This window comes from Brachybacterium vulturis, assembly GCF_002407185.1.
In the GTDB taxonomy this organism is placed as follows: Bacteria; Actinomycetota; Actinomycetes; order Actinomycetales; family Dermabacteraceae; genus Brachybacterium; species Brachybacterium vulturis.
This window is the reverse complement of sequence record NZ_CP023563.1, coordinates 2,300,740-2,314,238: the sequence shown is the minus strand read 5'-3', so window position 1 is coordinate 2,314,238 and position 13,499 is coordinate 2,300,740. Positions and strand designations below refer to the sequence as shown.

Sequence of the window (13,499 nt, the reverse complement as noted above, 5' to 3'; positions counted from 1 at the left end):
CGAGGCGTCCCGGAGCGGTAGTCGACTTGCGCAGCTCCGGCCCGCTGGTGAGAATGATTGTCATGATGCTGTTGCCCCGCCCCTCCCGGCGCACCCTCCTGTCCGCCGCCGGCCTCGGTGCCGGTGCCGCGCTCCTGGCCGCCTGCGGCGGCGAGAGCGGGGCGGCGGAGGGCAGGCTGTCGGTCGTGACGTCGGCCTATCCGCTGGCGTACCTGGTCACGCGGATCGGCGGCGAGCATGTCGCCCTGGTCGATCTCACCTCCCCCGGGGTGGACGCCCACGGCCTCGAGCTCTCCATCAAGCAGGTCCTCGCCGTCGAGCAGGCTGATCTGGTGCTCCAGATCCCCGGCTTCCAGACCGCGCTCGACGATGCCATCGCCTCCCACGGCGGGGACAACGTGCTGGACATCTCCTCGGTGCTCACCCTGCTGCCGGCCGCCGCCGCGACCGCCCATGAGGAGCACAGCGGGCAGAGCGAGGAAGAGCATGCCGAGCACGCCTCCGACGGCGGCGGCGATGCCCCTGAAGGACGGGAGGGACATGAGGGCCATGAGGGCCATGAGGGCCACGACCATGGCCCGGACGACCCTCATCTCTGGCACGACCCGGTGCGGATGGCGGAGCTCGCGGACGCCATCGGTCGACGGCTGGGAGAGCTCTCCCCGCAGAACGCGCAGGTCTTCACCGACGCGGCCACGGCGCTGCGCACCGAGCTCGAGGCGCTCGATGCCGAGCTGGCGGAGTCCTTCGGCGCGATCGAGGGCGAGAAGGCCTTCATCACCAGTCACGCGGCCTACGCCTACCTGGCCGAGCGCTACGAGCTCCACCAGATCGGCATCGCGGGCGTGGACCCGGAGACCGAGCCCTCCCCGCAGCGGCTGCTCGCCCTCGAATCCGTCGTCCAGGAGGAGGAGGTCACCACGATCTTCTTCGAGACGTCCGCCTCGCCGAAGGTCGCCCGGACCCTCGCCCGGAACCTCGGCCTCGCCAGCCAGGAGCTGGACAATCTCGAGACCCAGCAGTCACCGGAGAGCGATTATCCTCAGGTGATGCGGAAGAACTGTGCCGAGCTCGTCGCGAGCTGGACGTGAGCGACCACCCCGTGCCCGTCATCGAGGTGGCCGGGGCCTGTGTGGACCGCGCCGGCCAGCGGGTGCTGCACGATGTCGACCTGCGCATCGACTCCGGCGAGCTGGTCGCCCTGCTGGGAGCCAACGGCTCCGGCAAGTCCACGCTGCTGCGAGCCGTGGTGGGGGTGCTGCCCCTGGCAGCGGGTTCCGCGCGACTCTTCGGAGCCCCGGTCCAGCGCGGCACCTCCCACGACCGTCTCGGCTACGTCCCCCAGGAGACCTCCGAGACCGGATCGATCCCGGCCACCGCCAGGGAGACGGTCGCCAGCGGTCTGCTGGGTGCCCGCTCCTGGTGGCCCAGCGCCCGGGACCCCCGGGTGATGTCCTCCCTCGAGGCCGTCGGGATGGCTGATCTCGCGGGCCGTCCCATCACCCGGATGTCCGGCGGCCAGCGCCGCCGCGTGATGATCGCCCGCGCCCTGGTGCGCGACCCCCGGCTGCTGGTGCTCGACGAGCCCTTCTCCGGGGTGGACGTGCCCACCCAGGACCTGATCGCCGAGCTCTTCCGGGAGCTCTCCGCCGCAGGGACCACCATCCTCGTGGTCCTGCACGAGACCGGGCCGCTGGCCGGCGACATCCGCCGCGCCGTGGTGCTCGACCACGGCCATGTCGTCCACGACGGCGCCGAGCGCGACCGCCCCCGTCTGGACCCCGGCCACGACCACCCCGAGGACGCCGCCCCGCTGGACGAGTGCCTCGGACAGGAGATCCACCCCCTATGATCTCGCCCCTCGACATCCTCACCTCCGACCTGCTGCGGTATCCGCTGATCATCGCGGTGCTCATCGGGCTCACCGCGCCCGTGGTCGGCACCTACCTGGTCCAGAAGCGGCTCTCCCTGCTCGGCGACGGCCTCGGCCACGTGGCCCTGACCGGCGTGGCCGTCGGCTGGCTGGTGGGCGCATGGACGAGCGCCACGCCGGCGGACCTGCTGGCGATCCCCGGGGCGCTGGCCGCCTCGGTGGTCGGCGCGCTGCTGATCGAGTACGTGCGCGAGGTCAGCCACACCAGCCGCGACGTGGCGCTGGCGATCCTCTTCTACGGCGGCATCGCCGGCGGTGTGGTGATCATCCAGCTCGCCGGTGGCACCTCCCAGAACCTGATGGCCTACCTCTTCGGCTCGCTGTCCACCGTCACCGCACCCGACGCGCTGATCTCCGTCGTGCTCGCGCTGGTGGTGCTGGGGATCGGGGTGGGGCTGTCCGGCCTGCTCGCCGCGGTCACGGCGGATGAGGAGTTCGCCCGCGCCTCCGGTCTGCCGGTGCGCACCGTCAACATCCTCGTCGCGGTCATGGCCGCCTTGACGGTCACCCTGTCGATGCGGATCGTCGGCGCGCTGATGGTCTCGGCCCTGATGATCGTGCCGGTCGCGGCCGCGCAGAATCTCGTGGTCGGCTTCACCCGCACCATGCGCACGGCCATGGTGATCGCGGTGCTGTGCTCGCTCGGCGGGCTGCTGGTCACGGTGTACGTGGACCTGCCGCCGGGCGGTGTGATCGTGCTGCTGACGATCGCGGTCTACGCCCTCGGGCTCGTCGTCCGCGCGCTGCGTCCGGCCCGGGAGCATCCGGCGGTCACCGGTCCCGGACCCTCCCGCTCCGGCAGTGCGACCCTCACCGCTCGTGCAACGCACCACCACTGATAGAAGTCCCGATGAGCTTCAGGAACAATGAGGCCATGCAACGGAACACCCGCCAGCGCGCCGCGATCCTGGAGACGCTCGCGCGGCAGGACGACTTCCGCAGCGCCCAGCAGATCCATGAGCAGATGAAGGCCGACGGGGAGACCGTGGGCCTGGCCACGGTGTACCGCAACCTCCAGGTCCTCTCCCGCTCCGATCGGCTCGACGTGCTGGTCGCCGGCGATGGTGAGGCCCTGTACCGCCAGTGCGAGGACACGGGGCACCATCATCACCTGGTGTGCCGCGAGTGCGGCCGCACGGTCGAGTTCCTCGCCCCGAAGCTCGAGAACGCGATGACCGCGATCGCCGACGAGCACGGCTTCACCGACGTGGACCACACCCTGGAGGTGTTCGGACTGTGCGGCGACCATGCCGGAGGCGAGGCGGCGGCCGATGAGAGCCCCGACGGGCACGCGGAGACGGACTCCGAGGACGACGACGCGGAGCCCGACGAGGACGGTGCCCGGACCCGATGATGGAGTGGATCCAGGAGATGCCGCTGCTGCCCGCGGTGGCATTCCTGTACGTGGTGATCTGGTGCCGTGCCGGCGCCACGTATCTCCTCGGTCGCGGGGCCCGCAGGGCCGCGAGCCGTGGCCGCGTCGCCGACTTCCTCGACTCGCCGAGAGTCACCCGTGCCACCGGGCTGATCCACCGCTGGGGCGCTCCCGTGGTCGCGCTGAGCTTCCTCACCGTCGGCTTCCAGACCGCGGCGAACGCGGCAGCGGGCCTCACCGGGATGCCCGCCAAGCGCTACCTGCCGGCCCTCGCGATCGGCGGGCTGGCCTGGGCACTCATCTACGCCACCGTGGGCCTGGTGGCGTTCACGGCCTGGTTCGAGCTGTTCCTCGTCTCACCGTGGGGCGCGGTCGCGGTGCTCGCGCTGCTCGTGGTGCTGATCGCGGTGCTGCTGCGGCACAGGCGCCGCACCGCAGGGCTCAGCGGCACAGGGCTCAGCGGCGCCGAGACCTCGCGGTCGGTGGCCGAGGAGCAGTCGGCGGAGCTCGGCGCGGAGTCGGCGGCACCGACCCAGGAGCCGCGCCCCTGAGCAGCCCGGGCCGAGGGCGTCGCCAGGGGTGGCCGGTGGTAGCCGGCGGCGATGCCGGGAGGTCCTCGAGGCCGCCCGCTCAGCCCGGCGCCGTCTCCTGATCGGGAGCGTCGACCGCCGCCCCGTATCGACGGTCCCGCCGGGCGTACTCGGTGATCGCGCGCCACAGCACACGGCGGTCCACATCCGGCCAGAGCTCGTCGACGAAGACCAGCTCGGCGTAGGCGGCCTGCCACAGCAGGAAGTTGGAGGTGCGCTGCTCACCGCTGGTGCGCAGGAACAGATCCACATCCGGCATGTCCGGGTCGTCCAGGTGGCGGGCGAAGCTCTTCAGCGTGATGCCCCGGCCGCTGATCCGCCCGGCGCGGGCCTCCTCCGCGATCTCGCGCACGGCGTCGACGATCTCCGCCCGACCACCGTGGTTCACGCACATGTACAGCGTCATCCGAGTGTTGGTGCGGGTGAGCTGCTCCGCCTCCCGCAGCTCCTTGATGACGCTCCCCCACAGCCGCTGCTCGCGGCCGATCCACTTGATCCGCACGCCCCAGGAGTTCAGGGTGTCCCGCTGGCGGCGCAGCACGGAGCGGGAGAAGCCCATCAGGAAGCGCACCTCCTCCGGGGAGCGCTTCCAGTTCTCGGTGGAGAAGGCGTAGGCGCTCAGGTGCGTGACGCCGATCTGGAGGGCGCCGGCGACCACGTCCAGCAGGGCCGCCTCCCCGGCCTCGTGCCCTGCCGTGCGGGGCAGTCCCTGCCGGTTCGCCCAGCGCCCGTTGCCGTCCATGACCACTGCGACGTGGCCGGGGACGGTGGGCGCGGGCAGCTGCGGGGGCCGGGCACCGCTGGGGTGCTCGTACGGCTCCTGGTACCCGTGTCGGGTCGCAGCGGGCATCTGTCCTCCTGAGGGGTGGCGGCGGGCGCTCAGCGTTCTACGTAGTGCAGGGAGCGCACCGAGCGCTCGAGGTGCCAGGTGATCGTGTCGGTGATCAGACGGCCCGCCTCATGCTGGACCGCGTCCTCGGCGCCGAGCACATTCTCCCAGTCCCCGGCGAGGAGGAAGATCATGTGCTCGATCGCGGCCTGGCGCACGGCGATCGCCCCGGGCCGGCGGCACGGCGTGCACACCAGACCGCCCGCCCGGATGTCGATCGCGTGGTGGGGGCCGGCGGCCCCGCAGGAGGCGCAGACCCGCAGCTCCGGCGCCCAGCCGGAGACGGCGAGGGTGCGGATCAGGAACGAGTCCAGCACCAGGGGCGGCGGGATCCGGCCCTCCCCCATCGCGCGCAGTGCCCCGACCAGCATCAGGAAGCCGCGCTGATTCGGGTCGACCATCTCGTCGGTGAGCCGGTCGGTGGTCTCGAGCATGGCGCTGGCGGCCGTGAAGCGGCCGTAGTCGGCACTGATGCCCACGGCGAACGCCTCGATCGTCTCCACCTGGGTGACGGTGTGCAGGGACTTCCCGGCGTGCAGCTGGAGGTCCACCAGGGTGAAGGGTTCCAGGCGCGCCCCGTAGCGGCTGCCGGTGCGGCGCACGCCCTTGGCGACCGCGCGCACCTTCCCGTGGCGGCGCGTGAGCAGCGTGATGATGCGGTCGGCCTCACCCAGCGGGTGGGTGCGCAGCACGATCGCATCGTCACGGTAGAGCTTCTGGAGCATGGTGGTCAGAGCCTACGGCCCGCGGCCGTCGGCGCCGGGCATGCAGGCATGGTGTCGGCCGGGAGGTGGCTCACCCCAGTGCCTGCTCCCCGGCTCTCCTGCCGCACCGAACGGTCAGGAGGGTCACCCGCGAGCACGCGGCACGGCATGATGGCGACATCAACTGTCGCACCGTGCTCGGGCGGTGCCTCACCACAGGAGGGCAGCCGCCATGGGGATCTTCTCGATGCTGAGCCGTGACGAATCGGCCAGGAGCACCGCGCGCGAGGCGCTGCAGGAGGCTCGCCGCGGCGGGGAGTCGCCGCAGGGCGGAGCCCTGGAGCGGGTGGTGACGCTGATCCGCGACATCGGACTGGACGGGAAGCTCACCTATGCCTCGGCCACGGACATCGCCCAGCGGGCGCAGCGCGGACGCGGACGCCGTCGTCCCCGGGTCGCGGTGCGTCGCATCGTGCGGCGGCACCGCCGGGGAGTGACCGCGGGCGGTTTCGTCACCGGGCTCGGCGGTTTCGTCACCCTGCCGCTGCTGCTGCCCACCAATGTGGTCGAGTTCTACGTCCAGGCCACCCGGATGGTGGGGGCGATCGCGGCGGTGCGCGGCTACGACCTGCAGGACGAGGAGGTCCGGGTACGAGTGCTGGCGGCACTGCTCGGGGAGGAGTCCGGGGACGTGCTGAAGAACGTCGGCCTCGGCCCGATCGCCGGGGTCGCGACGCGCAGCCTCGCCACGCGCCTGCCGTCCTCCCCGCAGTCGCAGGTGGCCAGCGCCATCGGCGGGCGGCTGCTGCGCCGCTTCGGTCTGCGCTCCTTCCGGCTGTTCGGCAAGGCGATCCCGGGGCTGGGTGCCGTGATCGGTGCGCTCTCCGACCGGTCCCAGCTGAACCGGATCGCCGCCGCCGCGAAGAAGAGCTTCCCGCCGGTGTCCTGATGCGGGTCTTCGTCGCGCTGCGGCCCGCCCCGGCGGCGCTGGAGCATCTGGACTCGGCGCTCGAGGAGGTGCGCGCGGGCGCGGGCCGGGCGCTGCGCTGGGGTGACCCCGCTCAGTGGCACCTGACCCTCGCCTTCCGGCCGGACCTCCCCGGCGGAGCGCTCGCGGACGCCGTCGATCATCTCGCCATCCTCGCCGCCCATCATCGGCCGCTCCGGCTCGAGCTGAGCGGGGCGGGGGTGTTCAGCGCGCGTGCGCTGTGGATCGGGGTGGCCGGTGACACGGAGGCCCTGGCCGCGCTGATGGGCGAGAGCCTGCTGGAGGGTGAGGGCCGTGAGCGTCGGCGCGCGCATCTCACCGTCGCCCGGGTCTCCGCGCGCGCTCCCCGGGCGCCGCGCCGGCGGCGTCGTGGCGAGGCCCCGCCCCCGGATCCGACCCAGCTGCTGCTGGCGGACGCCGTGCGGGCGCTGTCGGTGTATCGGGGGCCGACGTGGGAGGCGAGCGAGCTCGAGCTGGTCGAGTCCGTGCTCGGCCAGGGCCGTTCCGGCGGGCCCCGCCACGAGGTGCTCGCCACCGTGCCGCTGGGGTGAGGCGCGGCGACGGACGGTCGAGCACCGCTCAGCGGGGCACGGGGACGCTGACCTCCATGCGCGGCTGGACCAGGGAGACGTCCGCCCCCGGCGCGGTCCAGCCGGCGGCGAGCGTCGGGTCATAGCTCCGCTCGACCAGCGTGAGCTGCGCCGCCGGGGCGGCGGTCGCCGTGATGCTCACGCGCTGCCCGGCGCGGACCCCGTGGACCCTCAGCTCCTGGACGCCGTCACCTGAGGCCACGGGGACCCCGTCGACGGCGATGTCCCTCAGCATCCCGCCGTCGGCCTGCAGCGCGAGCGATGAGGCGTCCCGCGGGGCATCGATCGTGATCTCGAGGGCGCCGTCGGCGGTGTCCTGCACCTCGACGGTCGGCGCGGCGACGTCCGAGTCCGCGGAGGTGCCGTCCAGGGCGCGCCCCCAGGCGGTGGTGCCGGTGACCTCCCAGGTGGTGGCCCCGGTGATGCCGTCCACCTGCGCGATGACCTGCTCCTGGGTCGGTTCCGGGGCGGCGAGGGTCCAGGCGGTGCCGCCGATGGCCAGGCCGAGGGCGAGGACCGCGGGCAGCACCGGGATCAGCAGGCGGTGGGGCCGACGCACGGGCCGGTCCTCTGCCGCAGCGACCGCCCGTCCGTGACGGGCGGGGGCGCCCGCGAGCAGCAGCGGCCCTGCGGCGCCGAGCCCGATCAGCGCCGTGCCGGCCAGACCCCCGGCCGCGGAGGCGATGCCGAACTCGGCCAGCGCCGACAGCTGGGTGCCGAGCATCCAGGCCGTCGGCAGCAGCGCGAGCACCCGCACCACCAGGCCCGGCAGCGGCGGCAGCACGGTCGCGAGCAGCACGCCGAGCGCCGCGATCGCGGCGGGCAGGATCATCGAGCTGCCGAGCGTGGGCGAGGAGATCGCGAGCACGGCCAGCAGGACCGTGACGCTCAGAGCGCCGCCGAGCAGGGCGGAGGCCCGTGTGATCAGCAGCCGGGCGAGCACCCAGCCGGCCACCGCCGCGGTCGCGGCGACCAGCAGCTCGGCGATGAGGAAGGGTTCTGCCCGCACCGGTTCATGGGTGGACCGGGAGAGCATCGCGGGGGTGGCCTCGGCCGTGGCCGACCACAGGAAGAACGCGCCGAGCGCCCCGCCGACGAGCACCAGCAGTCCCAGCACGGCACCCAGGGCGGCGCCGGGCAGGGACGCCTCCCAGCGCCTGCGGCGCACCAGCAGCGCGGCGAGGATCGCGAGCGGTGCCAGCACGCCCAGGAGGGTGACCAGCAGTGGCGGCACCTGCACCACGCCCCAGGGGGCGGTGGTCTGCACCGGGTGCTCGTCGGCGCGCTGGCGGAGGTCGGTGAGGTCCCGGTCGCCGAGGTCGCGGGACAGCGCCAGGGTGAGGTCGCCGTAGTGCTGGAGGGTGGCGGGGTCGAGGTGCGCGGCATCGTCCTGCGCGGAGTGGTACGCCCAGGAGTCGTCGATGATGGCCATGTCCATCCCCCACCAGCCCGCGTCCCGGTAGGAGCTGAAATCCGTGTAGTTCGGGATGATCGCGAACAGCGCGTCGGTGAAGGACTCGAACTCGGGGCTCGGGGCCGCACCGATCACAGCGTGCATCGGTCCGCTCGCCCGGGTCACCAGCGGTCTGCCGGAGATGCCGCGGGCCTCGTGGTTCAGCACCACCACCGGCGCGGTGAGCTCCTGGCCGGGGCCGGCCAGGTACGCGTCGGAGCCCAGCAGTCCGCGCTCCTCACCGTCGACCAGCAGGATCACCAGGTCGTTGCGCACCGCCTCGGGGCCGAGCGCACGGAGGGTCTCGAGGATCACCGCGAGACCCACGCCGGCGTCGGCCGCTCCGGGGGCGCCTGGCACCGAGTCGATGTGGGTGGCCAGCACGAGGGTGCCGGTGGGGTCGCTGCCCGGGCGGGTGGCGATCAGGTTCCGCACGTACCCGGCGGAGGCCTCGCCCTCGCCCGTGCGCAGGCCGCGGCCGATCCCCTCCTGGGTCTCGGTCGAGAAGCCGAGGGCGGTCAGCTGGACGGCGAGCTCCGCATGGGCCCGGTCGTTCTCGCTCGAGCCGACGGGGCGCGGCTCGGCGACGATCGGGGCGACGGCCTGCTGGGCCCGCTCGGCGCTGAAGACGGACTGCGGGGCGGAGGCGTCCCGGGGTGCGGGCAGACCGCGGAACGCGAACCCGGCCACGACCACGGCGAGCAGCACCAGCAGCAGGAGCCCTCCATGCCAGCGGGGCGCCGGGGCGAGGTGGACCGGTGCGGCGCGGTGGCTCGGGGCACCGCTCATCACGGTCGCGTCGGTCGCAGCACGCCTGCCGGAGGCACCGTCGTCGGGCGAAGTCGTCATGGGGACTTTCTATCCCCTGCGCGGCGCAGCAGCCCCCGCCTTCCGACAACGATGCCGGATCGTGTCGTCTCGCCGCCGACAGAGCCTCAGGAGCCGAGGGCCTCGAGGCCGTCGAGCCCGGTGAGCCCTCCGGCCGCCTCGAGCAGTGCCGTCCGGAAGGCGAGCAGCGAGGGATGCCCGGCCGCACCGGCCCGGGCCGCGGTGTAGAGCGACCGGTGGGGAGCGCCGGGCAGGCGCACCACCCGCGTGCCGCCGAGGTGCTCCGAGGCGATCAGCCCCGGCAGGAAGGCCACGGCATGCCCGGTGCGGACCAGGTGCACCTGCAGCAGCGGGTCGGGCGTGTCGAAGCGGACCCGCGGCTCGATCCCGGCCTCCCGCAGATAGGTGCGCGACCAGGTCCCGGTCCGGGAGGGGGAGGGGTCCAGCGCCCAGGGGGCGTCCGCGAGTTCTGCGAGGCCGTGGACATCGGCCCACGGGCCGGAGTCCGGCAGCACCAGCAGCAGGGGGTCCCGCAGCACCGCCTCCCGGTCGGTGCCGCGCCGCACCACCTGCTGACCTCCCGGGTAGTCCTCCCCCAGGATCACGTCGTAGCGGTGGGCGAGCAGACCCTCGTAGGCGGCATCGACCTCCTGCTGGGCCATCTCGAGATGGAGGTCCGGATACTGCTGGGCGAGCACGCTGACGGCCGCGGGGGCGAGGGCGATCATCGGGGTCTGGAAGGACGCCACCCGCAGCAGCCCGCTCGCCTCCCCCTGGGCGCGGGCGAGCTCCGCCTCGGCCGTCTCCAGCAGGCCCAGCATCTCCTCCGCGCGGCGCGCCAGCTGCACACCGGACTCGGTGAGCACCACCCGTCGCCCCACCTGCAAAAAGAGGGTGACCTTGGTCTCCCGCTCCAGTTGGGAGAGCTGCTGGGAGACCGCGGAGGGGGACATCGAGTGGGCGCCGGCGACGGCGGTCATGGTCTGCAGCCTGCGCAGTTCGTGCAGCAGGAACAGACGGTGCAGGTTCAGCATGGATCCCCCGACTATCGTGAAGTTCTGCTTCAGTGTATAGGTGGGGAACATTCGCTGGACCTGGCGGGATCGGAGTGGGCACAGTGGAGCCGTGACGACTTCCTCCCCCTCTGCCCCGACGTCCTCGACCGCCGCCGCCCCGACGCCCTCGGGTCCCTCCCGCGGGGTGCCGATGACGCCGGTCCTGTTCATCCTCGGCTCCTGCTTCTCGCTGCAGTTCGGGGCGGCGCTGGCCACCCAGCTGTTCCCGGAGATCGGCTCGTGGGGCACCACCGCTCTGCGCCTCGGCATCGCCGCGATCGTGCTGCTGGTGATCGTGCGCCCGAAGCTGCATCGATTCACGCGCCAGCAGTGGATCGCCGTGATCCTCTTCGGCGTCACCATCGGCGCGATGAACGGCGCGTTCTATGCCTCGATCGAGCGGATCCCGCTGGGCACGGCCGTGGCGATCGAGTTCCTCGGCCCGCTCACCGTCGCCGCGGTGCTCTCCACCCGCCGCAGCGACCTGCTGTGGGTGCTGCTGGCCCTGGCCGGTGTGGGCCTGTTCGGCGTGGAGTCCTTCACCGGGGCGGCGTCACTGGACGCGATCGGCGTGGTCTTCGCTCTGGTGGCGGCCGTGTTCTGGGGCCTGTACGTGCTCTCCAGCGCCCGGGTGGGGCAGCTGGTGGCCGGGCAGGACGGGCTCGCCGTCGCCATGGCGATCGGGGCGCTCGCGGTGCTGCCGCTGGGTGCCTCGGGCGCCGCCGCCGGGATCATGGACCTGCGGCTGCTGGGCCTCGCCGCCGGCACCGCGCTGCTCGCCTCGGTGCTCCCGTACACGCTCGAGCTCACGGCGCTGCGGCAGCTGCCCCGTCACGTCTTCGGCATCATGCTCAGCCTCGAGCCCGTGGTCGCCCTGCTCGCCGGTGTGCTGCTGATCGGTCAGGACGCCACTGCGCTGCGCATCACCGCAGCGGTGCTGGTGGTGGCCGCGAGCACCGGCGTGACCCTCACCGCCCGCCGCAGCACCCCCGAGGAGCCGCAGCCGGTCGACGAGGCCCCCGGGTGGGACCTGCCCACACCCACCCATGCCACGGTCACCGGCGAGATGCAGGCGCTCACCGAGGAGGAGCTGTGGGCGTCCGAGGACGCACCGGAGACGGAGCGGCGCGGCTGAACGCCGCGCCGCGCCGCCCCAGGCGCCGGCGGCTCAGTGCCGGGCGCGGTGCTCGCGGTTCAGCGCCGAGGTGATCGCCTCGAGGGACGCGCGGGTGATCGAGCCGTCGATGCCCACGCCCCAGAAGATCCGGTCACCGATCTCGCACTCGACGTAGGAGGCGGCCAGGGAGTCGTCGCCCTCGGCCAGCGCGTGCTCGGCGTAGTCGAGGATGCGCACGTCGATCTTCCGCTCGGCGAGGGCCTTGACGAAGCCGTCCAGCGGGCCGTTGCCGATGCCGGTCACCTCGTGCACCTCGCCGTCGACCACCAGCGAGACGGTGATGCGGTCCGAGCCGTCGCCGGTGGATTCCTGGCGCACGTCGCGGAAGCTGTAGTGGCCCCAGCGCTGCGATGCGTCGCGGGTGGGCAGGTACTCGTCGGTGAAGACGTCCCACAGCGTCGAGGGGCTCACCTCGCCGCCGTCGGCGTCCGTCCTCTCCTGCACGATGCCGGAGAATTCGATCTGCAGGCGCCGCGGAAGTTCCAGGCCGTGCTCGGTGCGCAGCAGGTAGGCCATGCCGCCCTTGCCCGACTGCGAATTCACGCGGATGACGGCTTCGTAGGAGCGGCCCAGGTCCTTGGGGTCCACGGGCAGGTAGGGCACCCGCCAGACCAGAGAATCGACGTCCGCTCCTCGGGTGGCGGCATCGACCTCCATGCGCTCCAGGCCCTTCTTGATGGCGTCCTGGTGGGAGCCGGAGAAGGCGGTGAACACGAGGTCGCCGCCGTAGGGGCTGCGCTCGGGCACCGGCATCTGGTTGCAGTGCTCGACGGTGCGGCGCACCTCGCCCAGGTCCGAGAAGTCGATCTGCGGGTCGATGCCCTGGGTGAACAGGTTCAGGCCCAGGGTCACCAGGTCCACGTTGCCGGTGCGCTCCCCGTTGCCGAACAGGCAGCCCTCGATGCGGTCGGCGCCGGCCAGGTAGCCGAGCTCCGCCGCCGCCACGCCGGTGCCGCGGTCGTTGTGGGGATGCAGGGAGAGCACCAGCGAGTCGCGGCGATCCAGGTGCCGGTGCATCCACTCGATCGAGTCGGCATACACGTTCGGGGTCGCCATCTCGACGGTCGCCGGCAGGTTGATGATCATCTTGTCGTCCGGCGTGGGCCCCACGACCTCGATCACGGCATTGCACACCCGCAGCGCGTACTCGAGCTCGGTGCCCGTGTAGGACTCCGGCGAGTACTGGTAGGTGACCCGGGTGTCCGGGACGGTCTCCTCGTACTTCTTGCACAGCAGCGCGCCCTGCACGGCGATGTCGAGCACCGTGTCCTCGTCGGCGCGGAAGACGACGTCGCGCTGGACGACGGAGGTGGAGTTGTACAGGTGCACCACGGCGCGCTTCGCCCCGGCGATCGACTGGTAGGTGCGTTCGATGAGGTGCTCGCGGCACTGGGTGAGGACCTGGATCGAGACGTCCTCGGGGATGCGGTCCTCCTCGATGAGGGTGCGCACGAAGTCGAAGTCGGTCTTGGAGGCGGAGGGGAAGCCGACCTCGATCTCCTTGTACCCCATCTGCACCAGCAGCTCGAACATCCGCAGCTTGCGCTCGGCGTTCATCGGGTCGATGAGGGCCTGGTTGCCATCGCGCAGGTCCACCGCGCACCAGCGGGGGGCGCGGGTGATGCGGCGGGTGGGCCAGGTGCGGTCCGGGAGCTCGACCTGGATCTGCTCGTGGAAGGGCAGATACTTGTGGATCGGCATGCCCGAGGGCTGCTGCGGTGCGTCGCCGGTGGTGCCGAGGACGGGCGCGGCGGGGTCGCCGTCCGCCGCCACCGGGGCGACCGCGGTGGTGCTGGTGGTCGTGGAGTCAGTCATCTGGGGGTCCTTCTCGCTGGAGTACCGGTCGCCGGACAACACTTCAGCCGCGGCGGGGTCCCGGCGTTCAGGTCCCGTCGCGGCGGCTAAGCAGGAGCAGCG

The 13,499-nt window shown here is 72.6% G+C and carries 13 protein-coding genes; 8 read left to right on the top strand and 5 right to left on the bottom strand.

The genetic code is table 11. The features are described from left to right. Nucleotides 1-62: 62 nt before the first annotated feature. From CFK38_RS10380 to CFK38_RS10360, 5 genes are read left to right on the top strand one after another with little or no spacing between them, the layout of a single operon-like run. Nucleotides 63-1,091 carry a metal ABC transporter substrate-binding protein gene (locus tag CFK38_RS10380; protein ID WP_245850990.1) on the top strand — a complete coding sequence of 343 codons (1,029 nt, stop codon included), beginning with the start codon at nt 63-65 and terminating at the stop codon, nt 1,089-1,091. Further along, a complete protein-coding gene (locus CFK38_RS10375; protein WP_245850987.1) occupies nt 1,088-1,852 on the top strand; it encodes a metal ABC transporter ATP-binding protein in 765 nt (254 codons plus the stop codon). The genes CFK38_RS10380 and CFK38_RS10375 overlap by 4 nt, the downstream gene beginning before the upstream one ends. After that, nucleotides 1,849-2,772, top strand: a complete 924-nt coding sequence (locus CFK38_RS10370) for a metal ABC transporter permease (protein ID WP_096803000.1) — start codon at nt 1,849-1,851, stop codon at nt 2,770-2,772. Before CFK38_RS10375 ends, CFK38_RS10370 begins: the two co-directional genes overlap by 4 nt. Nucleotides 2,773-2,807: 35 nt before the next feature. Further along, entirely contained in the window at nt 2,808-3,287 is a 480-nt protein-coding gene (locus CFK38_RS10365) for a Fur family transcriptional regulator (RefSeq protein WP_096802999.1), read from the top strand. Beyond that, nucleotides 3,284-3,859, top strand: a complete 576-nt coding sequence (locus tag CFK38_RS10360; RefSeq protein ID WP_096802998.1) for a DedA family protein — start codon at nt 3,284-3,286, stop codon at nt 3,857-3,859. Before CFK38_RS10365 ends, CFK38_RS10360 begins: the two co-directional genes overlap by 4 nt. Nucleotides 3,860-3,938: 79 nt before the next feature. Here CFK38_RS10360 and CFK38_RS10355 read toward each other — a convergent pair whose 3' ends face one another. Further along, complete coding sequence (locus CFK38_RS10355; protein ID WP_096802997.1) at nt 3,939-4,748, bottom strand: isoprenyl transferase; 810 nt, start codon at nt 4,746-4,748, stop codon at nt 3,939-3,941. A 29-nt stretch (nt 4,749-4,777) separates the two neighbouring features. Further along, entirely contained in the window at nt 4,778-5,512 is a 735-nt protein-coding gene (recO, locus tag CFK38_RS10350; protein ID WP_096802996.1) for a DNA repair protein RecO, read from the bottom strand. A gap of 211 nt (nt 5,513-5,723) precedes the next feature. Between recO and CFK38_RS10345 the strand changes: the two genes are divergently transcribed. Next, nucleotides 5,724-6,440, top strand: a complete 717-nt coding sequence (locus tag CFK38_RS10345; protein WP_096802995.1) for an EcsC family protein — start codon at nt 5,724-5,726, stop codon at nt 6,438-6,440. Then, a complete protein-coding gene (thpR, locus tag CFK38_RS10340) occupies nt 6,440-7,030 on the top strand; it encodes an RNA 2',3'-cyclic phosphodiesterase (protein WP_096802994.1) in 591 nt (196 codons plus the stop codon). Before CFK38_RS10345 ends, thpR begins: the two co-directional genes overlap by 1 nt. Before the next feature lie 28 nt (nt 7,031-7,058). Here thpR and CFK38_RS17785 read toward each other — a convergent pair whose 3' ends face one another. Then, complete coding sequence (locus tag CFK38_RS17785; RefSeq protein WP_275542275.1) at nt 7,059-9,371, bottom strand: M28 family peptidase; 2,313 nt, start codon at nt 9,369-9,371, stop codon at nt 7,059-7,061. 86 nt (nt 9,372-9,457) lie between these two features. Further along, entirely contained in the window at nt 9,458-10,384 is a 927-nt protein-coding gene (locus CFK38_RS10330; RefSeq protein ID WP_096804313.1) for a LysR family transcriptional regulator, read from the bottom strand. A 91-nt stretch (nt 10,385-10,475) separates the two neighbouring features. On the opposite strand from CFK38_RS10330, the gene CFK38_RS10325 reads away from it, so the two are divergent. Then, a complete protein-coding gene (locus CFK38_RS10325) occupies nt 10,476-11,540 on the top strand; it encodes an EamA family transporter (RefSeq protein WP_157773441.1) in 1,065 nt (354 codons plus the stop codon). Nucleotides 11,541-11,573: 33 nt separating this feature from the next. On the opposite strand, the gene leuA is transcribed toward CFK38_RS10325, so the two are convergent. Next, on the bottom strand, nt 11,574-13,397 hold the full coding sequence (leuA, locus tag CFK38_RS10320) for a 2-isopropylmalate synthase (protein ID WP_096802993.1): 1,824 nt from the start codon (nt 13,395-13,397) through the stop codon (nt 11,574-11,576). Nucleotides 13,398-13,499 lie beyond the last annotated feature (102 nt).